This is a genomic window from Natrinema sp. 1APR25-10V2 (assembly GCF_031626495.1).
Lineage (GTDB): Archaea > Halobacteriota > Halobacteria > Halobacteriales > Natrialbaceae > Natrinema.
The window spans coordinates 667,618-692,051 of record NZ_JAMQOJ010000002.1 but is presented as its reverse complement, the minus strand read 5'-3'; the positions used below and the strand labels follow the sequence as shown (position 1 = coordinate 692,051).

At 64.8% G+C, this 24,434-nt stretch carries 16 protein-coding genes and 1 pseudogene; 7 read left to right on the top strand and 10 right to left on the bottom strand.

Annotated features, from left to right (window positions below; all coding sequences use genetic code 11):
- Positions 1-30 precede the first annotated feature (30 nt).
- Positions 31-237, top strand: a complete 207-nt coding sequence (locus NDO75_RS09165; protein WP_310905846.1) for a hypothetical protein — start codon at positions 31-33, stop codon at positions 235-237.
- An 86-nt stretch (positions 238-323) separates the two neighbouring features.
- Here NDO75_RS09165 and glmM read toward each other — a convergent pair whose 3' ends face one another.
- The gene (glmM, locus tag NDO75_RS09160) at positions 324-1,649 is read right to left on the bottom strand and encodes a phosphoglucosamine mutase (RefSeq protein WP_310905845.1); all 1,326 of its coding nucleotides are present in this window, start codon (positions 1,647-1,649) and stop codon (positions 324-326) included.
- A 297-nt stretch (positions 1,650-1,946) separates the two neighbouring features.
- Between glmM and NDO75_RS09155 the strand changes: the two genes are divergently transcribed.
- Positions 1,947-2,243, top strand: a complete 297-nt coding sequence (locus NDO75_RS09155; protein ID WP_310905844.1) for a helix-turn-helix domain-containing protein — start codon at positions 1,947-1,949, stop codon at positions 2,241-2,243.
- Positions 2,244-2,277: 34 nt separating this feature from the next.
- Here the strand turns inward: NDO75_RS09155 and NDO75_RS09150 are convergent, their stop codons facing one another.
- Both NDO75_RS09150 and NDO75_RS09145 read right to left on the bottom strand, forming a co-directional pair.
- Positions 2,278-3,288, bottom strand: coding sequence for a GNAT family N-acetyltransferase (locus tag NDO75_RS09150; RefSeq protein ID WP_310905843.1), 1,011 nt, complete (start codon positions 3,286-3,288; stop codon positions 2,278-2,280).
- The gene (locus NDO75_RS09145) at positions 3,285-4,913 is read right to left on the bottom strand and encodes an alkaline phosphatase family protein (protein WP_310905842.1); all 1,629 of its coding nucleotides are present in this window, start codon (positions 4,911-4,913) and stop codon (positions 3,285-3,287) included. Before NDO75_RS09145 ends, NDO75_RS09150 begins: the two co-directional genes overlap by 4 nt.
- 232 nt (positions 4,914-5,145) lie before the next feature.
- On the opposite strand from NDO75_RS09145, the gene NDO75_RS09140 reads away from it, so the two are divergent.
- A complete protein-coding gene (locus NDO75_RS09140) occupies positions 5,146-6,270 on the top strand; it encodes a DegT/DnrJ/EryC1/StrS family aminotransferase (protein WP_310905841.1) in 1,125 nt (374 codons plus the stop codon).
- 38 nt (positions 6,271-6,308) lie between these two features.
- Here NDO75_RS09140 and NDO75_RS09135 read toward each other — a convergent pair whose 3' ends face one another.
- Entirely contained in the window at positions 6,309-8,081 is a 1,773-nt protein-coding gene (locus NDO75_RS09135) for a DUF87 domain-containing protein (RefSeq protein WP_310905840.1), read from the bottom strand.
- Positions 8,082-8,196: 115 nt separating this feature from the next.
- Positions 8,197-10,140 (bottom strand): DEAD/DEAH box helicase, encoded by a 1,944-nt coding sequence (locus tag NDO75_RS09130; RefSeq protein ID WP_310905839.1) that lies wholly within the window; start codon positions 10,138-10,140, stop codon positions 8,197-8,199.
- Between the two features lie 132 nt (positions 10,141-10,272).
- On the opposite strand from NDO75_RS09130, the gene NDO75_RS09125 reads away from it, so the two are divergent.
- Positions 10,273-10,449 (top strand): hypothetical protein, encoded by a 177-nt coding sequence (locus NDO75_RS09125; protein ID WP_310905838.1) that lies wholly within the window; start codon positions 10,273-10,275, stop codon positions 10,447-10,449.
- On the opposite strand, the gene NDO75_RS09120 is transcribed toward NDO75_RS09125, so the two are convergent.
- Positions 10,442-11,401 carry a transcription initiation factor IIB gene (locus tag NDO75_RS09120; protein WP_310905837.1) on the bottom strand — a complete coding sequence of 320 codons (960 nt, stop codon included), beginning with the start codon at positions 11,399-11,401 and terminating at the stop codon, positions 10,442-10,444. The genes NDO75_RS09125 and NDO75_RS09120 overlap by 8 nt on opposite strands.
- 751 nt (positions 11,402-12,152) lie before the next feature.
- Here NDO75_RS09120 and NDO75_RS09115 point away from each other — a divergent pair.
- The 3 genes from NDO75_RS09115 to NDO75_RS09105 all read left to right on the top strand — a co-directional run bounded on the left by NDO75_RS09115 (position 12,153) and on the right by NDO75_RS09105 (position 17,357).
- Positions 12,153-12,749, top strand: a complete 597-nt coding sequence (locus tag NDO75_RS09115; protein ID WP_310905836.1) for an ArsR family transcriptional regulator — start codon at positions 12,153-12,155, stop codon at positions 12,747-12,749.
- Positions 12,750-13,179: 430 nt separating this feature from the next.
- Positions 13,180-15,006, top strand: coding sequence for an asparagine synthase-related protein (locus NDO75_RS09110; RefSeq protein WP_310905835.1), 1,827 nt, complete (start codon positions 13,180-13,182; stop codon positions 15,004-15,006).
- A 320-nt stretch (positions 15,007-15,326) separates the two neighbouring features.
- Positions 15,327-17,357: a right-handed parallel beta-helix repeat-containing protein gene (locus NDO75_RS09105; protein WP_310905834.1), complete on the top strand. Its 2,031-nt coding sequence runs from the start codon at positions 15,327-15,329 to the stop codon at positions 17,355-17,357.
- Between the two features lie 60 nt (positions 17,358-17,417).
- Here NDO75_RS09105 and NDO75_RS09100 read toward each other — a convergent pair.
- The 4 genes and pseudogenes from NDO75_RS09100 to NDO75_RS09085 all read right to left on the bottom strand — a co-directional run bounded on the left by NDO75_RS09100 (position 17,418) and on the right by NDO75_RS09085 (position 24,248).
- A pseudogene (locus NDO75_RS09100) lies at positions 17,418-18,214 on the bottom strand (glycosyltransferase family 4 protein).
- 543 nt (positions 18,215-18,757) lie between these two features.
- Entirely contained in the window at positions 18,758-20,560 is a 1,803-nt protein-coding gene (locus NDO75_RS09095; protein WP_310905833.1) for a hypothetical protein, read from the bottom strand.
- 502 nt (positions 20,561-21,062) lie between these two features.
- Complete coding sequence (locus NDO75_RS09090) at positions 21,063-22,013, bottom strand: hypothetical protein (protein ID WP_310905832.1); 951 nt, start codon at positions 22,011-22,013, stop codon at positions 21,063-21,065.
- 444 nt (positions 22,014-22,457) lie between these two features.
- Complete coding sequence (locus NDO75_RS09085; RefSeq protein ID WP_310905831.1) at positions 22,458-24,248, bottom strand: hypothetical protein; 1,791 nt, start codon at positions 24,246-24,248, stop codon at positions 22,458-22,460.
- Positions 24,249-24,434: the final 186 nt, after the last annotated feature.

The window sequence follows — 24,434 nt, the reverse complement described above, 5'->3', positions numbered from 1 at the left end:
TAAATACCCTTCTGTGGTTACGGGCTGTTGATGTCGACGGACCCATCCGCGAAGTGGACGCCAATGTCGTCCCGCCAACAGACGAGTGCCCCCCGATGTGTCAACTGTGGCAACCAAGTGACCCGCCAGTTCGCCCGCGTTTTCGGTGACAATCGCGACGTCGTTCACGCCTGTCCCGACTGCGCCACGTACCGCGAGATGAAGACCTCCGATTTCATCCCTAAAGAAGAACGATAGCGACGCCGATTCACCGTCGATCTCGCGATCCGCTCACACTGCCGTTCTCACGAACTGGCTCGTCCCTGCACCCGCCCCCGAACCGTTCAGGCGTTCGGGGTGGAGATTTCCGTGATCACGGCCTGTGCCTCCTCGAACAGCGCGTCGGCGTCCGTCGCCGATCGCGCCTCTGCCGTCACCCGAATTAACGACTGTGTACCGCTCGCCCGGAGCAGAAACCAGCCATCTTCGGTTTCGACTCGCACACCGTCGAGCGTGTCGATCTCGTCGTAACGGTCCGCCACCCGATCACTCGCTTCGGCCATCACCGCCGTCTTTTCCTCGACCTCGAGCGACGTGCGCCGGATCGGATACCCCTCGATCTCGTCGACGAGCGCCGAGAGCGATCCCCGTTCGGCGACCAGTTCGGTCAGTTTGCACGCCGCGAGCGGGCCGTCCGGGCAGCGCGTCTCTTCGGGCCAGATCCAGGCCCCGCTGGGTTCGCCGCCGAAGACCACGTCGTCGTCCGTCGTTCGCTCCGCGACGTAGACGTCCCCGACCTGCGTGCGGGTCAGCGACGCGCCGACGCCCGCCAGCGCGTCGTCGACGGCGAGGCTGGTATCGACCGGCGCGGCGACTCGTTCGCCCTCTCCTGCCGCCTCTCGGGCGAACAGCGCGAGCAGCGCATCCTTCGGCACGAAGGTTCCCGTCTCGTCGACCGCCAGCATGCGGTCGGCGTCGCCGTCGTGAGCGATCCCTAGGTCGGCGTCCGTCGACGCGACGAGCGTCGACAGGGTCTCGAGCGTTTCCGCGGTCGGCTCGCTCGGCCGCCCGGGGAACGCGCCGTCTTCCTGCCCGTTGAGCGTGCGGACCCGACAGCCGAGGTCGTCGAGGACCGACGCCGTCACGCCGCCGGCTCCGTTGCCGATATCCACGACGACGCTCAGTTCTCGCTCGAGATCGACCGCTGCCCGAAGCATCTCGGCGTGGTGGTCCCGGACCCCCTCGCGGTGGCGGCGGTCGCCGACACCGTCCCAGTCGGCCAGATCGTACTCGCCTCCGCGGAGCCGACGCTCGATCGCGTCCCGCTGGTCGGGGCCGAACGCCTTGCCCGACGGGTTCCAGAGTTTGATCCCGTTGTCCTCCGCGGGGTTGTGCGAGGCCGTCACCACGATTCCCGCGTCGGCCTCGAGGTGCTCGATCGCCCGGGCGATCGTGGGCGTCGCCTCGACGCCGACGGTGAGCGCGTCTGCGCCACACTCGCACAGTCCCGCGACGACCGCGTCGACGAGCATCGAGCCGCTCTCTCGAACGTCGCGGCCGACGACGACGCGATCGTACCCCTCCGAGGCGACCGCGCGGCCGACGGACAGCGCCAGCTGGGCCGTCACGTCGCGTCCGACCCGTCCGCGAATACCGCTGGTTCCGAACATAGTGTGGGATGAGGCGGGCGATCGCCTTACTATGCACGGGTTACTGGCCGCGCGAGCCGACCGCCTCCCGGTTCCGGCGGTACGTCCAGCGCGACTCCCTCGAGCGCCGGTCGGCGGTCGCCCGCCGTCTCTGCTCTCACTGGCTCGGTCGCGACACCGTCGTCGTTAGTTTCCGCCTGCATTTCTGAACTGTCGGTGCCGTATATGTGCGTCACCGCGGTAGGCTCGAGCGAGAATGATGTCCGCACCGTTCGCGTTCCGATCGCAGTCGCCGGCAGCCACGCGAGGTCGAGAGCTATGAGTGCGACCGAGACGGATCCCGAGGTCGACGGCAACGCCGACACTGACGCCAGGGCCGACGAGGACAGCGGATCCACCGAAACCGCCCTCGCCGACCTCCCGCCGAGCGCGAAGCTCGTCTACAAGGTCCTCGAGTACGAGCAGCCGCTGACCCAGGAGACCGTCGTCGCCGAGTCGCGGCTCTGTCCGCGGACCGCCCGCTACGCGCTGGGCAAACTCGAGGACGCCGGCCTGGTTACCAGTCGCGCCTGCCTCGAGGACGCCCGGCAGTCGAAGTATCGGCTCGCAGAATAGGGACTCCCTTCTCGCAGAACGCCGCGGAGACGCGTTAGCGGTGTTTCTGGTACTGGTCGACCAGCAGGTCGATTCCGAACGCGCCCGACGTGATCTCGTAGTGGGTCTCGAGGCGCGGATTGAACTTCGCCTTGTACCGGTTGATGCTCGGGACGCCGGCCCCGACGAGGTCGTACTCTTCGATCCCGTCGCGGAGGCCGTCGCGCATGACGTGCCAGTCGAGCAGATCGTTGATCGCGATGTCGACGTCCGCGTCGGGTTTGACGCCGCCCTGCCACCGGTACCGCGTTCGGTCGGATTCGATGACCAGAATGCCGCCGAGGAAGTCACCGTCGACGCGACAGACGTAGGGTCGAAGTGCGCCGTCGGGAAGCTCTTCGTGTAGCGATCGGGCGAAATCGGAGTTCAGCTGGAACGACTGCCCCTGATTTTCGTACCGCTGGCGGACCTGCTCGACGATGCGCTCGACGTCGTCGTTCGTCCCCTCCTCGATGACGTAACTGTCCTCGTCGGCGTTGCGGACGTTGCTTCGCGCGTCGCTGCTGAACCGCTTCAACAGCTCCTCCTCGGTACCGTCGAGGTCGACGACGTAGGTATGGCCCGGTTTGACGTCGTACCCGTTCCAGACGAACGGACGAACGTCGTCGAACTCCGCCGTGACGAACTTGCTGTACAGCGGTGAGATCTCCTCGTCGATCCACTCGAGAGATCCCTCGAGAAATCGCTTGATCCGGCGGTCGGCTTTGCGCTGTTTGAGCTTGTCGATGTTCAGTAGCGACGGGCCGAGGTAACTCGCCCACGAGTAGGGGGCCGGGGAGAACGCGCCGGTGATGGGACCCTTCGCGTACCTGAAGACGGGGAAGATGCCGACGGGTTCCTGTCCTTTGAACCCGGCGAGCAGGTGTGGCGTCGTGTCCGTGTCCTCGGCCTGTAATCGGAGCGCTTCGGCCCGGAAGAACGGGTTCGAGCCGTCCGATCGTTCGACGTAGCGGTTCCACTCGTCGGCGTCCGTTCGCGGATCGAGGGTGCGTATTTCGATGCTCATAGGTAGCCGAGGTCCGAGAGCCGATCTTCGACGGCGCTGTCGTCGGTCGCCGTGATCGGGGCCGGCTCGTAGGCCGGATACGTTTCTTCCGCGCCCCCGTCGACTACCGGGAGCGGGTCGCCATCCATCGCGGCGTCGATCGGCACGTCGAACAGCGAGCAGATCGTCGGCGCGATGTCGAAGATCGTCGCGCCATCGAGCGGAGCGGACTCGTCGAACGCAGCGCCGGCGGCCGCGACGACGCCGGTCCGCTTGTGATTCCACGGCTCCATCGGCTCGCCGAACCGCCCCATCCCGAGATCGGCGGAGATCGCGTTATCGAACCCCGCGGGAACCGTCACCACGTCGGGCGCCAGATCGATATGTGGCCCCTCGAAGTACGTCTCCCGCGGCTCGACGGCGTCGAACATCGGCTCGCCGTCGGGCGTCCGAACGCCCGACAGCGTCTCGACGAGTTCGTCGCGGACGGTCTCGTACGCCGATTCTGGAACTCGTCCGCTGGGCTCGCGCCCCTCGAGGTTGATACGGACGCCGAGTTCGCTCTTCGAGCGAACGTACGCCCGTGACTCCGGGAAGTCGACCTGTTCGCTCGCGGCCCGGATCATGTCGTTCGGAACTCGCCGCCCGATCGGCTCTTTGAGTCCGACGCGATCGAGTGCGTTCGCGACGCGTTGGGTCGTGATCCCGACGTTCGCCGCGAGGTTCATCGTGCGCTCCAGCGCGCTCGGCTCGCGCTCGCCGGCCTCGTCCCCCTCGAGCAAATCGTTCTCCCAGGCTTTCGACCAGGTGGGCATCCCTTCGCCGCCGCTTTGGGCACTGACGTAGCCCTCGTCCCGGAGGAATTCGTTGACCCGGAACTCGGTGCCGGTCACCTTACCCATGCCGTGGTCGCTGACGACGAGGACGTTCTCGGGGTCGGTCCGCTCGATCGTCTCGCGGACCTGTCGGTCGACCTCACGGTAGACCGCTTCGATGGCTCGCTTGTCGCCGGGTCGCTCGTGGAACACCGAGTCGGTCTGTTGGAACTGCAGAAAGCCGAAATCGGGATCGAAGCGGCGGGAGAGATATCGGAACGCCTTCCCCCGGAGCTCGACGGTCCGTTCGTACCCCTCGATCGACCGGTCCGGCTCCGGGCTGCGCTGGGGGTAGAGCCAGTAGTCGCCGCCACAGGCCATCTTCACGTCCTCTAAGATCCCTTCAGGATGACAGTCGGGGTCCTCCGGGGCCGTCAGCCCCGGGATCAGCGCACCGTCGAACGCCCGCGCCGGGTGAGTGACGGGAACGTTGACGACGACGCTCGAGAATCCGTATTCGTCTAACAGCTCCCAGATCGGTCGCGCTCGTACGTGAGACGCGTTGACGACGTCCCAGTCGTAGCCGTCGAACGAGAGGAAATCGTAGACGCCGTGTTTGCCCGGGTTCTTCCCGGTGTACAGCGACGGCCAGGCGCTCGCGGTCCACGGCGGAATCTGCGACTCGAGCGGTCCCGCCGTCCCCGTTTCGAACAGCCGCTCGAGGGTAGGAAGGTCGCCCGACTCGAACAACGGCTCGAGTATCGGCCGACAGCCGGCGTCGAGCCCCACGACGAGCAGACGAAGATCTTCACCGTCGGTCGAACCTGCCATGGGCGCGTTGTCCGTTCGCCCGTGCTTTGTTATGCGACTGCTGGCCGGCTGTATGCTCGTGCTGTGGGCGCTAAGTGTCGAATAGTGGCCCGGGAGGCCGGAACACCCGCGGCGGTAAGTGCCGATTGCCGGGCCAGCGCGATCAGTACAGACCCTATCACTAAGACCTCGGTCGTATGGATACTACGGTGATGATCGCTTCTGCTACCGGCTTCGCCCCTCGATCGGAGCTATGATCGATGTCACCCCTTCCGTGTTCGACGCGTCGCTCTCGCGGTCGGGAGACTCGGGCATCGACTCGTTCGTCGATCGGCACGCTCCCGACGTCGCGTACACGTACTACGGTGCCGGCAAAGTCGCCCTCCGAGACGGCCTCGCCGGCCTCGTCGAGCCCGGCGAAAACGTCCTCGTTCCCGCCTATCTCTCGCCTGCCGTGGTCGAACCGTTTCACGAACTCGGCCTCGAGTCGCGTTTCTATGCGATCGAGAGCACGCTCGCACCCGACTTCGACGACCTGGAGCAGCGACTCGACGACGACACCGTCGCCATCGTGTCCGTCAACTACTTCGGCTTCCCCCAGCCCGGACTCGAGCGGATCGCGTCCCTGGCCGACGAGCACGACTGTTACCACGTCGACGACAACGCGCACGCGCCGCTCAGCGTCGACGAGGGGACGCTGCTCGGGACCGTCGGCGACCTCGGAATCACGACGCTGCGGAAACTGCTTCCGGTGCCCGACGGGGCCGTCCTCTACTGTGCCGACGACGAGGTCCGCGAGGCGTTCGACCCCTCGCCGCTCGCCGGACCGGCGGACCGGGTCGGGGCCGCCGACTGCCGGTACGTCGCGTCCTCGGTCGCCGAAACCGTCCTCGGGGCGAGCCCGTCGCTCCATCGCTCGGTCGAGGCGTTCCTCGCGGACGGCGCGGACGATCCCTCGAGCGTCGACCCAGAAGCGCGGTTCGAGGCGGGAAAGGCCCCGATGTCGAGGCTCTCGAAGGCCGTCGCCGACGCAGCGGAGCCGGATGCGATCCGGGCGGCCCGGCGCGAGAACTTCCGGACCTGGCGGCGGGTGCTGGACGACCGCGACGACGTGACACCACTCTACGATCGACTTCCCGACGGGATCAGTCCCTACGAGTTCCCCGTCCGCGCGGATGAGCCAGCCGGGTTCCAGTCGGAACTCGCGGACTGTGGCGTCGTCGGTGCCCACTCCTGGCCGATCCTCCGCGAGTCCGTTCACGGGAACGAGGCCTACGAGACGGCGAACCGGCTTTCGGAAGAAGTCGTCACCCTGCCCGTCCACCAGGGGATCGAGCCGTCGGCGATCGAGGCCGTCGGCGACCGCCTCGAACACTGAGAACGATTCGAACCGCGGGAATCGCGCTTCTGCTACCGTTACTCGGCCGTCGCGGCTTCGGTCAGCTCCGCGAGCACGTCGTCGCTCAGGCCGTACGTCCGGTCGGCCGTCCGCTCGAGAACGCCTTCCGTCCGGAGCTCCGACAGCAGGCTCTGGACCGCGACCGGCGATCGATCGACCTGCGTGGCGACTGGTTCCGTCTCGAGTGGCCCCTCACGAGCGAAGACGGCGAGGATCTCGCCGGCCGTCTCGGTCGAACACCGCGACCCTTCGCACGCGCGCTGGACTCGCTCGTCGAGCCACGGAACCTCGAGGAGGTCGGCGAGGTCGCGCTCCTCGTCTGCGACGACGAATCTCGGCTCGTCGGTCGGGCCCGTCTCTCCGTCGCCGTCAGACGCATCGGACTCGCCCTCGTCGTCGACCGGGGTGTAGCCGTACTCGTGGGCCTCGCCGCCGGCCTGAACGATTCCCGAGTCGTCGGATCCGCCGTCCGCACCGCCGGCCTCGGCTCCGCCGTTCTCCTCGTCCTCGCCGGAGTCCAGATACGGCCGCTCGCGCTCGAGATCGCGCACGATTCCGCGAAGTTGCTTGTTCTCCCGTTTGAGCTGTCGTAGCTTCTCGGCTCGCGCGTCGAGCTCCTCCTGAAGGTCCTCGATCAGCTCGTCGCGTCCCTCGAGCGTCTCCCGGAGGTCGTCGCGTTCGGCCTCGAGTTCGGCGATCTCCTCGTGGAGTCGGCGCAGGTCCTCGCCGCTGCCGCCGGGTAGCTGCGACTGGACCGTCTCCGTGTTCTGCAGGGCGTCGGCCATCTGCCTGGCCGCGCTCGAGACGTCTCGGGCGGAGGACAGTTCGTCCTCTAGCGTCTCGATCCGTTTCTCTTTCTTCTCGAGTTCGTTCTCGAGTTCGTTGATCCGGTCCTGTTCGCGGTCCTTGCGCTCGGAGATTTCCTGGAGGTCGCCGACCAGCGCGTCCGAGACCGATTTGAGCTCGGGCCGCTCGAAGTCGTCGAGCCCGGGCGTCGCCCCGGCGTCGAAGGTCCGCTTGCGGCGGAACTGGATCTTCCGGACGTCGACCTCGGTCCAGTCGGTCTGGACGAACGCCTGTCCGTCGTCGAGGTCGGCGACGAGTTCGGAGTACTCGGTGTCGATGATCCGACCGACGACCTTGGTGTCGTTGTCCCAGGTCAGCCGGTGCCAGACCAGCCAGTTGGCCTGCGTGATGAAGTCCTTCTTCACGTCGGCCGGACGCTGGCTGATCCCGAGGATTCCGAGCCCGTGTTTCCGCCCGCGTTTGCTTATCTTGATCAGGAGATTCCCCGTCTCGCCGACGCCGCCGCCCTCCGGGATGTACTCGTGAACCTCCTCGACGACCAGCAGGAACGGCTTCTTGAGCTTCTTCTCCTTGACGAACAACTGGCGGGCCACTTCCCGGAGCAGTTCGTCGGCCACGTCTTCGTCGAGGTACCCGGACACGTCGAGGATGACGGGGACGTTCTCCTCGAGCGCGATCGTCGCCATCTGCTCGGCGTGTTCCGGCCCGATCTGGATGTCACACTCCTCGTCGGCCCCGGCGTGAAGCATCTCGTACTCCTCTTTCAGCCCGTAGTACTCCCCGTCCGTGTCGACGATGAGAAGGGGGTAGCCGGCCTCGAGCAACTCCTCGGCGATGACCGACGCGGTGTTGGACTTCCCCGACCCTGACTTGCCGGTGACGAACCCGCGGCCGGTGAGCAGTTCGACCACCGGCAGCTTCAGGTTCGCGCCGTCGGCCGTCTCGCCGACGAGGATCTGGCGCTGCGTCGGTTCGTCGCTCACCGTCGCACCACCTCGAGTACGCGCGACTCGTTCATACTATCAGTACAGTTCGAACACGTAACCTTGAATATTGGCCTCGATTCGGTTCCGGAGTCGTCCGGCACCTCGGAATCGATCAGCGCTCGTCTCGTTCGACCGTCTGCTCGCGGACCGTCATCCCCTTGCGACCGAGATGTTGGAGCTGTTTCCGCGCGAAGTCCTCCTCTCGAGTCCCCCGCGTCGCCAGTACGTAGACCAGCGCGCCGCCGGCGGGACGCATCGTCCGGCCCGCTCGTTGTGTCCCCTGCCGGCGGCTCCCGCCGAGCCCGGAGGCGATGATCGCCAGATCGGCCGTCGGCAGGTCGATCCCCTCGTCGCCGACTCGAGAGACGATCAGCAGGTCGCGCTCGTCCCGGCGGAACTCCTCGAGCAATCGCCGACGCTCGTGGTGTGGTGTCTCTCCGCTGAGGAAGGGGACCTCGAGCGCCGCGGAGAGGTCCCGGCCCTGCTCGAGATAGTCGACGAAGACCAGCGCCTTCGAGTCGGGGTGGGCCGACAGCAGGTAGCGGACCTCGTCGACCTTCCCCCGGTTCTTCGCGGCGACGCGGTACTTCTCGCGGCCGTCGGCCGAGCCGTAGGCGTTGGCCTGCTCGTCGTCGCCCCACGGCACGTACCGGATCTCGAGTTCGGGTTCGGCGACGAAGCCGGCCTCGAACAGCGCCTCCCAGTCGGTGCCGATCGGCGGGCCGACGAGGGTGAAGATCTCGGTCTGGCGGTCGTCCTCCCGGATCGGGCTCGCGGAGAGGCCGAGGCGGTGTTTGGACTGTAAGTGCGTGCTCCGCCGGTAGACGTCCGAGGGGACGTGCTGGCACTCGTCGAAGATCACCAGCCCCCACTCGCGGTCGTCGAACAGCGAGCGGTGGCGATCCATCCCCGCGATCTGGTAGGTGGCGATCGTCACCGGCCGCACCTCCTTGCGTCCGCCGTGGTACTGTCCGACCTGATCGGCCTCGAGCGAGGTGTACTCGAGGATCGCGTCGGCCCACTGCTGTGCGAGGTCGCGGCTCGGTACCAGGACGAGGGTCTCGCCCTCGACGTGGGACATCGCGCCCATCGCGGCGACCGTCTTCCCGCTACCCGGCGGGCCGACGAAGACCCCTTCGCCGGCCTCGGCGAAGCGGTCGACCCACGTCTGCTGGTAGTCCCGGAGTCGAACCCCGAGGTCGATCGGTAGCTCCTCGCCGGACGCGAGTTCCCGCTGGTCCTGTACCGGGTAGCCCGCCTCGTAGAGAATCCGCTTGATTGCGGCCTCCGAGCCCTCGCGGACCCAGTCCTCGGTGTCCGAAATCGGCGCGTGGACGTGCTCTTCGTCTAACTTCTGGCGGGCGACGTTGCCCATGACTTCGGGGCTCTGGGCCTCGAGCACGGTGTAGCCCTCCTCGTGAGTCACGAGCCGGAACTGGTGGGCGCGGTCCCACTGGCTGTGGACCCACTCCTCGAGTTGCTCCGACCGCTGGCCGAGCGCCTGCCGCATCGTCCGGGCCAGTTCGTCGAACGTGTCGTGGGGCGTCCCCCAGACGTCCTCCGGGCGGACGACGTACCGATATCCCTGTTCGCCGTTGGCGTCGGCCAGATGGGCGAACTGCGAGAGTTGCGCGCGCGTGAACTGATCGGGCCGGTCGACGACGATCTCCCGACGTTTCGGGAAGACGACCACGCGCTCCCTGTCGGTGAGATCCTCGAGTTCGCTGGGGTACCAGACGACGGGATCGGTCGACACCGAGAGGCGCTCGAGTTCCCCACGCTCGGCGAGAGCCTCGAGCCGGTCGCTCGTTTCTTCGTGGGGGACCTCGAGGGCGCGGGAGACGGCTGCGGCCGTCAGGACGGGCCGGCCCTCCCGCTGGCTGGCGTCGTGGAAGTCGGCGATGGTGAATTCCTCGTCGCCGTTTTCGTCACCGCCGTTCGTCTCGGGACTCGCACCGGTGTCGCTCGCGCCGGCGCCGGCCGTCTCCCCGTCGGTCAGATGGGGGGACTCGCTTCGCTGTTCGTCGGAGGGCGGCGAAGAACGTTCGTCGGTCACTGCCGGGTCGTAACGGCGGTGGGGGTAAACCGATTTCGCTCGTCGGTCCGGATCGCCACGGCGCGTTCAGTCCGGGCGCATTCGTCCGTTCGCGGGCAACGGTATATGTCGGCCGCAAGCGTACCGCTTCGTATGTTCCACGCGATCCTCCCGGAGGGACAGATCGTCTGCGAGCGCTACGAACACGCCGACGACGGCCTCGAGTTGTACGACGAGGACGACCACTTCCTCGCGTTCGTTCCGTACAGCAACTTACACGCGCTGCTCGACGAGGAGGTCTACGAAGAGGACGACCGCTCGGTCATGTAGCGGGCTGCTGGTCGATCGCCTCGAGTTGCTCTCGATACCGGTTGCGGACGGTGACGACGGTCGTCTGGGCGGTGTCGGCGACGGCGCGCTGCGGGATGGTCTCGTCACAGAGCAGGCCGGCGGCGTAGATCGCGGCGGCGGCGAAGCCGGTCGGCGACTTGCCCGAGTGGAGTCCCTGCTCTGTCGTCCGGTCGATGATCTCGATGGCCTTCGTTTCCACGTCCTTGTCGACGTCCAACTCCGAACAGAATCGGGGGACGAACTGGCGAGGGTTCGTCGGCTCCAGGTTGATGTCGAGTTCGTCCGCGATGTACCGGTAGGTCCGACCGATCTCGCGTTGCTCGACGCGGGAAACAGACGTTACCTCCTCGAGGCTCCGTGGTATGTCCTCTTTACGACACGCGGTGTAGAGTGCGCTGGTCGCGACGCCTTCGATCGAGCGCCCGCGGATGAGGTCCTGCTCGAGTGCCTGCCGATAGATGACGCTCGCCGTTTCCTTGACGGGTTTGGGAACGCCCAGCGCGCTGACCATCCGGTCGATCTCCGAGAGGGCGTACTTGAGGTTTCGTTCGCCCGCGTTTTTCGTTCGGATTCGTTCCTGCCATACCCGGAGTCGATGGAGCTGGCCGTGCTTGTCGGCCGACATCGAGTGGCCGTTCGCGTCCTTGTTCCGCCAGTCGATGGTTGTCGTTAATCCCCGGTCGTGCATCGACTGGGTCAGCGGCGCACCGACCCGCGACAGTTCGTCGTGCTCCTGAGCGTTGAACGCTCGCCATTCCGGTCCGTAATCGATGGGATCTTCGCTCAGGACCAGGCCACAGTCCTCACAGACCTGCTCGCCGCGGTCCGGATCGTGGACGATCGTGTCGGTCTCGCAGTCGGGACACAGACCAGTCTCCTCCGTCTCTGACTGTGATTCGCTGCTACGTTGATCGGTGATAGACCGCGTCATCAGTACCGGACGAAACCGTGCCGGCACTGTAAGGGGTTCACATGGTTTCGCGGGAAACACCGACTTACTGTGGCGTTCCCGGCGTGGAAGGGAAAGAGAAAGGAAAATCGAACGATGCGGCCGCCGCGTGCCTCGAGCGAGCACCCGCGACGGCCGGGCCGAGACCGTGTCCCATCGGTCGCGTCGGGGTGAAGCAACCGTTGCCTGGTCGCTTCGACCCAGCATGACCAATGTCCACACGTCACATGAATGGTACCGATCGTTGTTGCGACTCGACGACGTAAATCGTCCATTCATCGGGTAAATCGCTCTTTCGCGTGTGAACTGTCGTTCGACTTTATATCGGCTGCGCCGAACGGTCGGTACCAGTGCCGTGTTGTCACGCAGCCCATCGACTCCCGACGGCGTCCGTCCGCTGCGGGCCGAACCGGTGTACGCCATCGATACGTTCGCACAACCGGTTGATACCGCGTAGCCGCTCGTGCGGGGGGAAGCGACCGAGCGGGCGGCGAAACGCCCTCGCAGTCGTGCGGCTGGGAAGTCGCTCCGTACCTCCTTTGCAGACGGTGCGAAACGTGGTCGTGTTTAAGAGTATCTCTGTTGGTGTACAACCTGGTGTGTCAATCGTGACTTCGACTCGCCGTTCGAACGTACAGCGGTCGCCGTCGTGCCGAGATTCCGGTGATACTGGCTCCAGGGATCAGGGATCGGCGAACTCGAATGGCATCGCTACGACCGGAGGCTCAGAATAATGTCCTCGATCGATACGTCCCTCCCGGACGAAATCGCGTCGGTCGCCGATGCCGACGAAGACGAACGTCTCTCGAAGGACGTCATTTTCGAGCTCCTGAAGAATCGCCGCCGCCGAGAAGTCCTCGCGTACTTGCTGGAAGCCGACGAAACGGTTACACTCGGTGAACTCGCCGAACAGATCGCCGCCTGGGAGAACGACACCGAGGTCAATGCGCTCAGCTCCGACCAGCGCAAGCGCGTCTACGTCGCCCTCTATCAGACCCACCTCCCGAAAATGGACGACGCCGGTATCGTCGAGTACGATCAGGACCGTGGCCTGATCTCCCTGGCGGACAACGCCGACCTGCTGATGATGTATCTCGACACGGACACCCATCGACAGGACCGCTGGGATCGCTGGTACGCCGGACTCAGCGTCGCCGGTGCCGCCCTCCTCGGCGCGGCGTTTCTCGGCGCGCCGGGCCTCTCGGCCCTTCCGATACTCGCCCTCGCCGGGACCGTCATCGTCGCGTTTCTCCTCCTCTCTACGGCCCACGTCGTGACGAACCACCGACGCGAACGCAACGTCGACGGGAAACTCTCTCGCATCGAGTGAGCCGTCCACGGCGGTACTGACCGTCGCCTGCACTGACCGTTCTCACCACTGTTGTCCAGTCTGGCGCGACCGATCTTCGCAGCACCGGCACCGCCGAACGGACGACCGCTGCTCGGTTCGCTCACTCGTCCGGCCGCTGAGAAGGGTTTTTATTACCTGAATTCGTACTGTCGAATGGCTCCCGACGACCGTCATCCAGTACCGGAACAGTCGCGTGCCAGCAGCTGTTCCAGGCGCGGGAGCCTCTTACTTATCCGGGATGCAGGAGAAAACCTACGGCCGAAGCCGTGGGTAGCTCAAACGTTAGTCTCCGGCTCCTCGACCGTTTCCAATCAATCAGGGACAACGTCGCGGCTGCGCGTTCAGTAGCCGCCGGCTGGCAACGGTAAACGCCGACATTACAATGCAGGGTACTCACTCGTGTACTGACATGGTTGGTGTCACCGGCCGAACAACGAGTTCCGACGATCGGTCGTTCGCCGCGTCGCTCGAGCCGCTCGTTCACACGGATCGGTACGAGCGCGAGGTCGTCCACGAGTCGTCGTCCTGTGCGGTCGGTACGACGGCCTACCCGGAGTATCCCGTTCGCATCGTCGAGGACGAGGACCGCTGGGTCTGCCTCGAGGGCCGGATCTACGATCGGCCCGACGACGTGCTCGAGCGCGAACTCCTCGAGGTCGCGACTGACGTCCTCGCAGCCGACGGCGACGAGGCGTTTCTGACGGAGTGGCTGCTCGAGACCGACGGCGAGTTTCTGTTGGTCGCTGTCGATAAGGACAGCGGCCGGCTCGGGTTGCTCAACGATCCGCTCGCCCGGCTGCCGACGTACTACTTCCACGACGGGGAGACGTTTCTGTTCTCACGGGAACTGCGATACCTGATCAACGAAGCGCCGATCGAGGGGTTCGACCCAATGGGCGTCGCTCAGTGTCTCCTCTTCGGCTACTCGTTGGGCGATCGGACGCTCGTACAGGGAGCTAACCGACTTCGGCCGGGGACGAAGCTCACCGTCGACCCGGACTGCGGCGCGATCACCGAGACGGCGCTTCACCGCTTCGACTTCGGGGAGCCGACCTTCGCCGACCGGAGCCGATCGCGAAACGCGAGCGAACTCGTCGATCGGTTCGAACGGGCCTGCCGAAGGCGCTCGGGACGGGGCAGTCGCGACGTGATTTCGCTGAGCGGCGGCCTCGATTCCCGCTCGGTGCTCGCCGGGTACTCCGCCGAAGGGATTCCGATGACTGCAGCGACGATGGCCTCCGACGAGTTCGTCCCGCCTTCTGACGTCGAGATCGCTCGCGAGTTGGCCGGCGAACTCGAGGTCGACTGGCAGCGCTACGAGGTCGGCCCGCCGAACGGCTCTGATCTCGATCGGATCATCAAGACGAAGAACGGCCAGATCGGACTTCTGACCTCGTTCATCCTCGACTTTTTCCGACAACTGCGCGCGGAGTACGACGCCAGCCTCACTTACGTCACCGGCGACGGCGGCGACAAGGTCCTCCCCGACCTCACCCCCGCGCGGCCGCTCGCCGACGAGTCGGAGTTGGTCGACTACATCGTCGAGGAGAACTGCTTCCTCTCGCTCGAGCAGGTCGCACGCATCACCGGACTGTCGGCCGAGGCTATTCGGCGTAGCGTCCACGACCGCCTCTGCATGTATCCCGAGTCCGACCCCGACTCGAAGTACGTCCACTTCCTCGTCTACGAGCGAGGCGTCAACTTCCTGTTCGAGGGCGAAGACCGCAATCGGTTCTTCTTCTGGAGTACGACCCCGTTCTACTCGAGCGACTTTTTCCGGTACGCGATGAACTGCCCGCCCGACCAGAAGGCCAGATACAACCTCTATCGTTCCTTCCTCTCGGAACTCGAGCCCGCGGCCGCGGAACTGCCCCACCCCGACTACGGCGTCCCCGTCGCTTCCACCCGCCACGAAGCCGCGGCGTTCGTCGACGACCTGCTCTCGCGGTATCCGCGCGTCTTCGACGCGGTCCAGCCGATCGTCAAGTCGATCAACGGCCTCGAGACGGACTCGCAGCTTCGACCGGATACAGTCGACTGCATTCGCACTCAGGTCGAGCAATGCGAGGCCGTCGACGACGTGCTCTCGACCGACGAACTCCACGCCTTCCTCGACGCCCGTGCCGACCACGACCGGACGTCGGTCTACCGGCTCTTCGCGCTCACCTCCTTCATCGACGACGTCCACTCCTCGCAGAGCGTCCTCGAGTCACGCCGGGATACCGTGTTCGGCTGACTGTCCCAGTCGAATTATCGTTGGCGTCTGAGTATCCGGATTCGGTGTCAGCCACGAAACTGATCACGTCCCGAATCGTATACTAGTGGTTGAATAGCGGATTCTGACAGTAGAAACATCGGAACTGTTTTCATATTAGTATCGATTCAGCGGAACGGATAGCGTCTCTCCTTGCGGCCTGCCGGTTTTCAATATTAGATACCGTGGTAGATGCGCAATGAAAAAATGAATATTCTACCACGATACAATGATTATAACGGAATTTTATCGATAATTGGGAAGGAAAGTTTATGGTTCGGTAGTGTTCTCTCTCAGGTCGCATGGCACGCGACGATCCGGGCTGGGACGGTGACCGTCCCGCCGAACCGACGACGAGCAACGACGAACGAGACTGGAGTAGCACGATCGACCGACGGTCGTATCTGAAACTGGCCGGCGCGACGGCACTCGCTGCGGGCGTCAGCGCTGGCGCGGCGAGCGCCGCCGGCGAGGAGTACGACGTGATCGAGGCCCGCGGGCAGACGATCCGCGTCAGTTCCGGCCAGACCTGGGAGAACAAGCTGATAGATCTCGGCAACGGCGGGACGATCACCATCGTCGCCACAGGGACGAACTGGACCATCCGAAACATCGGGTTCCGCGGCACCCTCGGCGCGACCGGCACGGCCCCGAACAGCGGGACCGTCTTCGGCATCGCCGACACCGGGGGCAACACCTCCACGCTCGAGAACATCTACTGGGGGCGCGGCAACCCCGACCGGCCGTCGAACGAGCGCCCGCTGTTGATGTGGGTCGATCCCGACCACAGCGGCCGTCTCGACGTCCGGAACGTGAACTTCGGTCACGCCGGCTGTAACGGGATCTACGGCTCCGCGCCCGCGTACAACGGCAACGGGGGCTCGATCCACATCGACCGCTGTTACACGTACGACAGCCACCACACGGGATTTCGCATCGGCGACAACGGCTGTACGATCTCCAATTCGGTCGTCTACAAGAGCGGGACCCGGGCCGCGGCTCGCGGCATCTGGGTGTGGGCGGGCAACTACGGCGGCGGTGCCACGATCGAGAACACGCAGATCATCACGAACGGCACCGGCGGCGGCGTCGTCACGCACAACGGCCCCTCCGTTTCGATGGATCAGGTCTACACCGACGACGGCTCCGGTACCCACGGCAGTCCCGAACACTTCGTCCCCGACGGCGTCCCGACCTCGCCCGAAGCGGCCGCGAGCGGTGGGACGGCATCCGGTTCGCCCTCAAGTAGCGACGGCGGGACGGACCTCCCGGAAAACACCCTCACGGTGACGGGCACCGGCGAGCCCACGGAGTACTACGTCGAGACGACCGACGAGCTCGTCGCCGATCCCGACGTCGGCTCGCTCGAGAGCCACGATTCGATCGACGCCACGAGCGCGACCGGCTGGGTGACGAACACCTCCCACGTCGACGGCTATCGGTTCGCCGGCGACCTCCACGAGGTCGCGTTCCGCCAGGGCTCGGCCCACGTCGAGGTCAACGGCGAGCCGATCGATCCCGACCAGTACAACGGCGACCAGCCGACCCTCGAGAACACGCTGCTGGTCGACGGCGTCGGCACTTCGGGCGGGACGCGCTACGAGTTCGCGGTCTCCGGGGCCGCCGAGAAGGCGACCGTCAAGGGAGCCACGATCGACAGCGAGGACACCGTCGACGGCGGGACCATTACGGGCAGCGTTGCCGGCTGGCGCGACGGCTTCAATTTCAGCGGCGAGCTGACGGACCTCACGCTCGACGGCGACGCTCGTGTCTACGTCAACGGCGAGCAGGTCGACCCCGCCGACTACGGCGACGAACAGCCCCACGTGCTGACGCTGGTCGGCAACGGCTCGAGCGCCAGCTACGAGATCACGGTCGACGGGACGATCGATACAGTGGCGGGCGACGCCGCCGAAGATCACGCCACGGTGCTCTCTGACACTACCGTCGAGGGCTCGATCGAACGCGACGCTCAGCGGTTCCGGTTCTCCGGGGCGCTCACCGACGTCACGTTCCACGACGGCTCGGCACACGTCTACCTCGACGACCAGCGGATCGATCCCGCCGACTACGACGGGCAGGAGCGCCTGCCCCACGCGATCGTGATCGACGGCTCCGGCACCGACGGCCAGTCGTCGTACTCCTTCGCCGTCGACGGCGAGGTCGTCACCGCGAGCTACCGGGACGCCTCGGTCGACCCCGGCGACGCGATCGAGGGCACGGCCGTCAGCGGCAGCGTCGACGACGAACTCGACGCCTACTGGTTCGACGGCGACATCACCGACTTCCGCCTGAACGGCGACGCGAGCGTCGACGTCCAGTACAACGTCTAGAGCGCCTTTTTCCGCCCGAGATCCGTTTCTCACTGCAGTTTCGGCCGCGACGGCTCGCGGTCAGACCGTATCAGCCGAAACCGACTCCGTAGACGGTCGATCGAACTCTTCGACCGACTCGAGCGCCCCGCGACAAACTCGTTCGAGCCGCTCGGCCTGTGCCGTCCAGGTGAGATCCTGCACGTCCTCGCGGGCCCGTTCGCCGAGTCGCGACCGGAGCGCCGGGGACTCGAGGACCATCTGGAGTTTGTCCGCGAGGTCCTGCGGATCCCTGACCTGGGCGAGCAACCCGTTTTCGCCGTTCGCGAGGTAACTTCTGATCCCCTCGAGATTGCTGGTGACGACCGGGAGGCCGCAGGCCACCGCCTCGACGTTCGCCATCCCGAAGCTCTCCGTGTGGCTCGGCAGGCAGAACACGTCGGCCGCGGCGTAGTACGCCGGCAGTTCGGGATGGGGATCTCGCCGTGACAGACGACGGCGTCTTCGAGTCCGAGCGCGGCTGCAAGATCGCGCACCCAGTCACGCTGGCCGGTTCCGACGAGATGCAGCGCCTGCTCTCCCTCGAGGGTCGCGACCGCTTCGAGCAGGTTACCGATCCCCTTAGACTCGACGAGGCGACCGACGAACAGAATAGCTGACCGATCGCTCTCGAAGGCCGGCTCGACGTCCGGTCGAAATCGGTCGGCATCGACGCCCGGCGCAACGATCGCCTCGAAATCGTAGTTGAAGGTCGTCTCGAGTTGACGGGCAGTGTCGGCCGAGTTCGCGACGAGCAACTCCGTCTGCGAGAATCGATCGCGGAGTCGAGTCCCGAACCCGACGCTCGAGGCTTTGTGAAAGGTATAGAGGGTCGGCACGTCCACCAGATTCGAGAGGAGCGGTTGTCGTTCACGTGATCGACGACGCCGTTTCGAAGCCCCCACAGCGTCATCAGGAGCTTCTCGCGGTTCTGTGCGCCGAGCGGGTTTAGCGGATCGAGCAGTCTCGTCGGATGGTCGTCGAACGCAGGTGTTTCGACGATGTCAACCGCAGAATCGGCCAGTACGGACGCAATCTCCCGCCGCCGGTGTACAGCGTCACGTCGTTCGTCTCGGTCAGGGCGGCCGCCATTCGCTGGGTGTAGACGGCGACGCCGCCGGCGTGGCGAGTACCCGCCGCGTCGTGATAGAGGCCGATTGCATGCGCCGACGAACACGTTTCACCTACATTGTTATATTCTGATAACTATTCGCACAAATCACCCAGCAGTATTGGTCACGCAAACGAACGATGGTACGCTCCCGGGATCGTCGTATTCGGTGTCTGAAACCGCGCTTTGAACGCTCGCAACTGTACCGGATCTCCTCGGTGGGAGTGCTGCTGCTGCACCGTCCGGCAGGAAACAGGAAAACCGTATCGCGTTACTGATCGCGCGCGTTGTACTGGACGTCGATCGTGGCGTCACCGCGCAGGTGGAAGTCGGCGATGCTGCCGTCGAACCAGTAGGCGTCGAGCCAGTTACCGACCGCACCGCGGACGGCCGTCCCCTCGATCACGTCGCCGGCGTCGATCGAGGCACCCTCGTAGTCCGACTGTACGACCGTACCGTCGACCTCGAAGGAGTACGCGCTGGGCCCGTCGGCCTCGACGCCGTCGACCACGATCGCGTGGGGCAGCATCTCGTTGTCGCCGTACTCGCTCGGATCGATCGGCTCGCCGTCGACGGTGACGTCGGCCTCGCCATCGGTGAACGTCACGTCGGTGACCGCCCCCGAGAAGCGGAACGTCTGGCTTCCGTCGGTGAGCGAACTCTGGACGGTCGATCCCGAGATGGTCGTCGCCTCGGCCGTCGGCTCGTCGTCGGAGACCAGTTCGATCGTCCCGTCGACCGTGATTTCGTAGCTCGTGGGCGTCCCTCGGCCAGTGACCTCGAGCACGTGGGGTAGCTGTTGGCCGTAGTCGGCGGGGTCGACCTGCTCGCCGTTGACCAGAATCGAGCCCGGCCCGTCGACGGTGAGGTCCGTCAGGTCGCCATCGAACCGGAAGGCATCCTTCCAGTCGGCGACGCTTCCCTGCACCGTGGAGCCGTCGATCGCGTCTTCGTCGTCGACCGACGCGCCCTCGTAGTTCGAGTGCTCGACTGCTCCGTCCACGCTGAACTCGTACCGGGTCGCGTCCTCCGGACTGCCGTCGACGAGGAGGACGTTGGGCAACTGGTTGCTTCCGTCGTCGACCGATTGGTCGGTGCCGGAACCGCTCGAGCTACCCGCTGCGGCCGCTTCCGGCGAGGTCGGAACGCCGTCGGGGATCGAGAGGTCGGGACTGCTCGAGACGTCGCTCCCGACGCTTACCGTCGAGCCGGCGGCCCGGTGGATCTGACCGCGGTAACCGCCGCTCTGGAAGTCGACGCTGCCGGGCGATCCGTTCGCGCCAGCCACGAGCGCGTAGGGGTACGGCCCGTCCGCGAAGTGCGAATCCCGGATCGTTACGGTGCCACCGTTCCAGACCCAGACGGGCCGGCCGCTGGTCTCGCCGTAGCCACCGTAGCCGCGGCCGTAGTCGGTGTTGTCGTTGTAGGCGACGCAGTTGACGATTTCGTCGTCCGCACTGCCACACCGGAAGGTCGTGACGCCGTTGTTCTTGCCGAAACAGTTCTCGAAGCGGACGCTGCCGCCGTAGGGCGTGTTGGAACAGTAAAAGCCGTTGTTCGGGTATCCCTGCACGTTGCAGTTGCGGAACGTGATGTCCGCCTCGCTACCCCGGTGCATGAAGACGGCACCGGGACCGTGGACGAAGCTCGAGCCTTCCTTCGTCGCGCCGTCGCCGAGGTACACGTTCTCGACGAGGATATCGCCCTTGCCGGTGTTGATCGAGATCATGAAGGAATCCCCTCGGTAGAGACCTTTGAACCCGATATTTCGAATGGTCGAGTTCGCTCCCTCGACGTAGATCAGGAAACTCTCGCCCGTCGTGAGGTCGATGAGCTTGTTCTCGAACGTTTCGCCGCGCCCGACGCGAACCGTTTGCCCGCGGGCCTCGATCACGTCGTAGTCCTCGCCGGCAGCGCTCGCCGCTCCCGTCAGCGTCGCCGCCGCGGTCGTCGCACCGGCCAGCTTCATGTACGATCGCCGGTGTAGTAAGTCGTTATTACCGCCGTCATCGACCGTCTCCCCATCGTCGGAGGCGGTCGGCTCGTCATCCAGTACCGAAGAGTCGCGTGCCATGCAATCGGGTAATAAGATACTAACGGCATAAACTTTCCGCATTTCTGCACCTAAAATTTACAGACTGTATCTATAATCGGCACGAATTATATAATATTGAGTGGTAATTCGAGACTGAAGAAGACATGCATACAATTTCGATCGGTTGCTGTGGCCCCGACGTATCCGGTCGGTAATATCGAATTACCGAGAGAGAACTCCCGAGGGCTTCGTATTCCCCCAACCGCGTCTCGAGTAAAACGCTATTACCCGAACTGAAACCGTCGTGTTCGTTCGGTCATCTGTCACGCTCGAGCATCTGCACGGTGTCGGTACTCAGTGGAGAGGAGAACAGCGACCACCGAGGGAGGTGAGGAAACGAAAATCGCCGAGCGAACGTGAGAACGAAGTACCGGTGGAGGGCCGGCGGGAAGAGCTCGGAGGTGTGTCAGCGGGGTTCGGTGGAGGGGGATTCGTCAGCGGGGACGGAAGACGGTGTCGCGGGACGCGTCAGCGGGGGTGATCAGTTCGAGCCGCCCGATGCGGCTTCTTCCGGCGAGGTCGGAACGCCGTCCGGAATGAACGGCTCTGGGTCCGTACCGACGTTTTCGCCGAGCTTGACGTTCGAACCGGCGTGTTCGGCGATGCCTGCTTTGTCGTCGTAGTCGCTCTCTTCGACGACGACTTCCGTCGGGTTCCCGTTCGCACCGGCGACGATGGCGTTGTTCTGCCCGTTCATCGCGATCTGACAGTTCGAGACTTCGACCGTTCCGGGGGCCCACGCCCAGATACCGCGGCCGACGTAGCCCTCGCTACTGTCGACGTAGACGCTCGAGTTTGTGACCTTGCTGCCTTCAGTGGCCAGCCGGAAGTGCGAGACGTAACAGTTCGCGGCGTAGCTGCTGTCGATGTGGATCGTGCCGCCGCCCTTGCTGCCGGGCGCGGAGCCGTAGATCGCATTGTCCGCGAAGTTCTGGATGTTGACGTTTTTGAAGTCGATGTGGCCGGAGTGGTCGGGGGCGACCCAGAATGCGGTCTGCCCGTGGCCGTTCGGGTTGGAGTTACCCGTGCTCGAGCCGTCGCCGAGGTAGACGTTTTCGACGGTGCTCGTTCCACCGCTCGCGTCGGCGACGCCGAAGGTGGCGGTGCCGGTGGCAGAGGTGTTCTCGCCTTTGAAACCGATGTTGCGGATCGTCCAGTCGGTATCGCGGGCGGTGATGACGATGTCCTTGCCGGTCGTCATATCGATCAGCTTGTTCTCCCAGGTCTCACCCGCGCCGATGGTGATCGTCTGTCCCTGGGCTTTGATGACCTCGTAGTCGCCCTGGGCCGAGACTGCGCCGGCTCCGCCGAGTGCGGTCGTCGCGGTCGCCACCGCGGCGAGCGAGCGAACGTAGTTGCGGCGGGTTAATCCGGAGTTACGGCCTGTAGTCGGAGTTGAATCCGTCTCGGACGTACGGGGGTTCTGCGCCATACATCTCTGTAACTCCGTCTTACGCTCATAAACTTTTTCTTGCCGATATGGCTTAAATTTACAGACTATGTTTCTAACTTTGTTGAGGAGCGAACAATCTACCGGTGTTTAGTATCGAATATACGACTATCGTGACCGCGTACGTCTCCGGCTGTAATCCCGTATTTGCGAAGGAAATACGAGCATATCGCCGGATAGAAATCGAATTGACGGTGTTTTCCGAAGGCAGTGCGTTAGGCGTCCCAGCGCCGACTGCCTACTGTTTCACCCGATCGCAGCCGACGTTTCCGGCCGGTAATAGACTATTATCGGCTACTTTCTCGCCCGAGAGCGTTGGTTGGTTACCTCCCTCGAGCGAACGGGATCGGCACGGACCCCCGCTCAGTGACTAAGCGTCTTACAGATGACCGGGCGAAAAGAGAGACGAGGCACCGGCGGCGACCGTTACGGCTCGCTGTCGATCGCGTACATCGTGAACTCGTCGTTCGAGATCACTTTGTTCACGTTCGGTTCGCTTTCGAGTCCCTCGACCGCGGCGCGGCTATAATCGAGTTCCTTGTAGACCTGGATCTCCCGCGTCCTGTCCCACTCCGTGACGACGAAGTAGTACTCGTCGGTGGGATAGGCCCCGGTGTAGTTGCCGTCAGAGAAGACGGTGTCGTTGACCGTACCGGTGGCTGCCGACGCACTGCTCAAGGTGTCGCTGCCGGCGAGGCCGTTGATGCCGTGATCGAAGCGGTAGGGATCGTACCCCATGCCCGCGTAGGGGACGCCCTCGGCACCGTGGCTCAGTCCCTCCTGGTAGCCGCTCATCATGTCCTCGGTCACGTGCTGGCTCGATTTGTAGATCAGCGGGGACCCGAACATCGTAATCAGCCCCAAGACGAGGCAGGCCCCCAGCACGAGTGCTGCCACCGCGTTCGCACCCGGTGACGTGATCGTTTTCGAGAGCCCGCCGACGAGCCGTGCGAAGGCGATGCCCGCGAGGATAGTCAGTAAAACGTATATAAAGCCCATCTGTCGGAACGCCATCGTCGGCGTGCCGACGAAGTAGACGAGGAACAGACCGGACAGCGGGAACAGCGAGAGCGAGACGTAGTTCACGTAGGACCTCGTTTCGGCGTCGAGGCTCGAGCGGCCGAGCCAGACGGCCAGTATGAACAGGCCGACGATGAGAGCGATGATCGCCTTGTCGAGGAACATCTTCACGAAAATCTCGCTGAGGCTTCCGCCGATCTCGGTCAGCGACGATCCCTGCTGGTCGACCTGCGCGCTGCCGCCGATGTCCTGTGAGAGCAGGCCGGTGACGAGGCCGACGACGCCTCGTCTGAACCGCTCGTTGCCGAGCGCCCAGAGGCCGAACAGTCCGCCCAGCGAGATCGTGTGGACGTAGGTCGTCGGATGCTCGAGCATCGGGTGGTCGTCGAAGCGGCGGCGCGCGAGGAACTGGACGCCGCTGATCGCGCCGATGAAGACGACGACGTTGAGCATGTGCTGGGGGTGAATAAACAGGAGCGCGAGCCCCGTGAGAAAGACGAGCGCGCTGAACGGGGAGACGCCGAACGGGAGTCGTTCGATCTCCGACCGTCGCCGGAGGTAGGTGACGACCGCAAAGACGACCGCGGGAACGACGAACAGGGCGTTCGAGTTCGTGTGGATCGCCATGAAGGTCGCGATGTTGTTGATCGGAAGCAACATCCAGGAGACGATCGCAGCGAGGCCGACCGCGAGTCCGCTGCCGCCCATCCCGCGGACGACGAGCGGGACGAAGAGCACGAACGGGACGAACAGGACCACCATCCCGACGACGAGGGCGCGCTCGATCGAGACGCCGCCGACGTAGTGCAGGGTCGAGGCGAGCGAGTGAAGTCCCGGATAGAACAGTTCGTGGGGCGCGGTGTTACCGGCGACGATGTCTCGCGTCCAGCCCAGATGGGTGAGCGCATCGCCCATCCCGGCGAAGTAGTAGTTCCGGATCGCGGGGAGGCTCGCGATGGCCGTGACGGTGAACCCGCCGAGACCGATGCCGAGCCCCTGTTCGCGGCCGCGGCAGGTGAGAGACGTACCGACGGCGATCGCGAGCGCGAGCGCGAACCCGAGCCAGGCAGTCGTCGGCGTGCCCGCGTACACGGACGACTCGTAGGCCGTCGCCGGATTCGCCCGCGCGACGAGAATCGCGATCGTGACGGCGACAAATCCGACCGCGACCGTCGCGTTCAACGCCGAGCGTTTCATGGCCGCTCACCGGATTGCTCCGGGTCGATCCCGACATGCATGTGTTGACCCACTCGTCGGCGCTGACTCCGTTTGTTATACAGCTCCTACCCCCGAAAACAGATCCTAGCTCGTCCGTATCGGATATATGCCGTCCCTAACCAATCCGTACAGTCAGCTATCGATCGATTTCTCGATTCCCGATCG

Coding starts and splice junctions, on each gene's coding strand:
- NDO75_RS09155 (WP_310905844.1), top strand. CDS start 1,947: ATGAGTGCGACCGAGACGGATCCCGAGGTCGACGGCAACGCCGACACT.
- glmM (WP_310905845.1), bottom strand. CDS start 1,649: ATGTTCGGAACCAGCGGTATTCGCGGACGGGTCGGACGCGACGTGACG.
- NDO75_RS09150 (WP_310905843.1), bottom strand. CDS start 3,288: ATGAGCATCGAAATACGCACCCTCGATCCGCGAACGGACGCCGACGAG.
- NDO75_RS09120 (WP_310905837.1), bottom strand. CDS start 11,401: ATGACGCGGTCTATCACCGATCAACGTAGCAGCGAATCACAGTCAGAG.
- NDO75_RS09115 (WP_310905836.1), top strand. CDS start 12,153: ATGTCCTCGATCGATACGTCCCTCCCGGACGAAATCGCGTCGGTCGCC.
- NDO75_RS09140 (WP_310905841.1), top strand. CDS start 5,146: ATGATCGATGTCACCCCTTCCGTGTTCGACGCGTCGCTCTCGCGGTCG.
- NDO75_RS09110 (WP_310905835.1), top strand. CDS start 13,180: ATGGTTGGTGTCACCGGCCGAACAACGAGTTCCGACGATCGGTCGTTC.
- NDO75_RS09090 (WP_310905832.1), bottom strand. CDS start 22,013: ATGGCGCAGAACCCCCGTACGTCCGAGACGGATTCAACTCCGACTACA.
- NDO75_RS09165 (WP_310905846.1), top strand. CDS start 31: ATGTCGACGGACCCATCCGCGAAGTGGACGCCAATGTCGTCCCGCCAA.
- NDO75_RS09145 (WP_310905842.1), bottom strand. CDS start 4,913: ATGGCAGGTTCGACCGACGGTGAAGATCTTCGTCTGCTCGTCGTGGGG.
- NDO75_RS09105 (WP_310905834.1), top strand. CDS start 15,327: ATGGCACGCGACGATCCGGGCTGGGACGGTGACCGTCCCGCCGAACCG.
- NDO75_RS09085 (WP_310905831.1), bottom strand. CDS start 24,248: ATGAAACGCTCGGCGTTGAACGCGACGGTCGCGGTCGGATTTGTCGCC.
- NDO75_RS09125 (WP_310905838.1), top strand. CDS start 10,273: ATGTTCCACGCGATCCTCCCGGAGGGACAGATCGTCTGCGAGCGCTAC.
- NDO75_RS09095 (WP_310905833.1), bottom strand. CDS start 20,560: ATGGCACGCGACTCTTCGGTACTGGATGACGAGCCGACCGCCTCCGAC.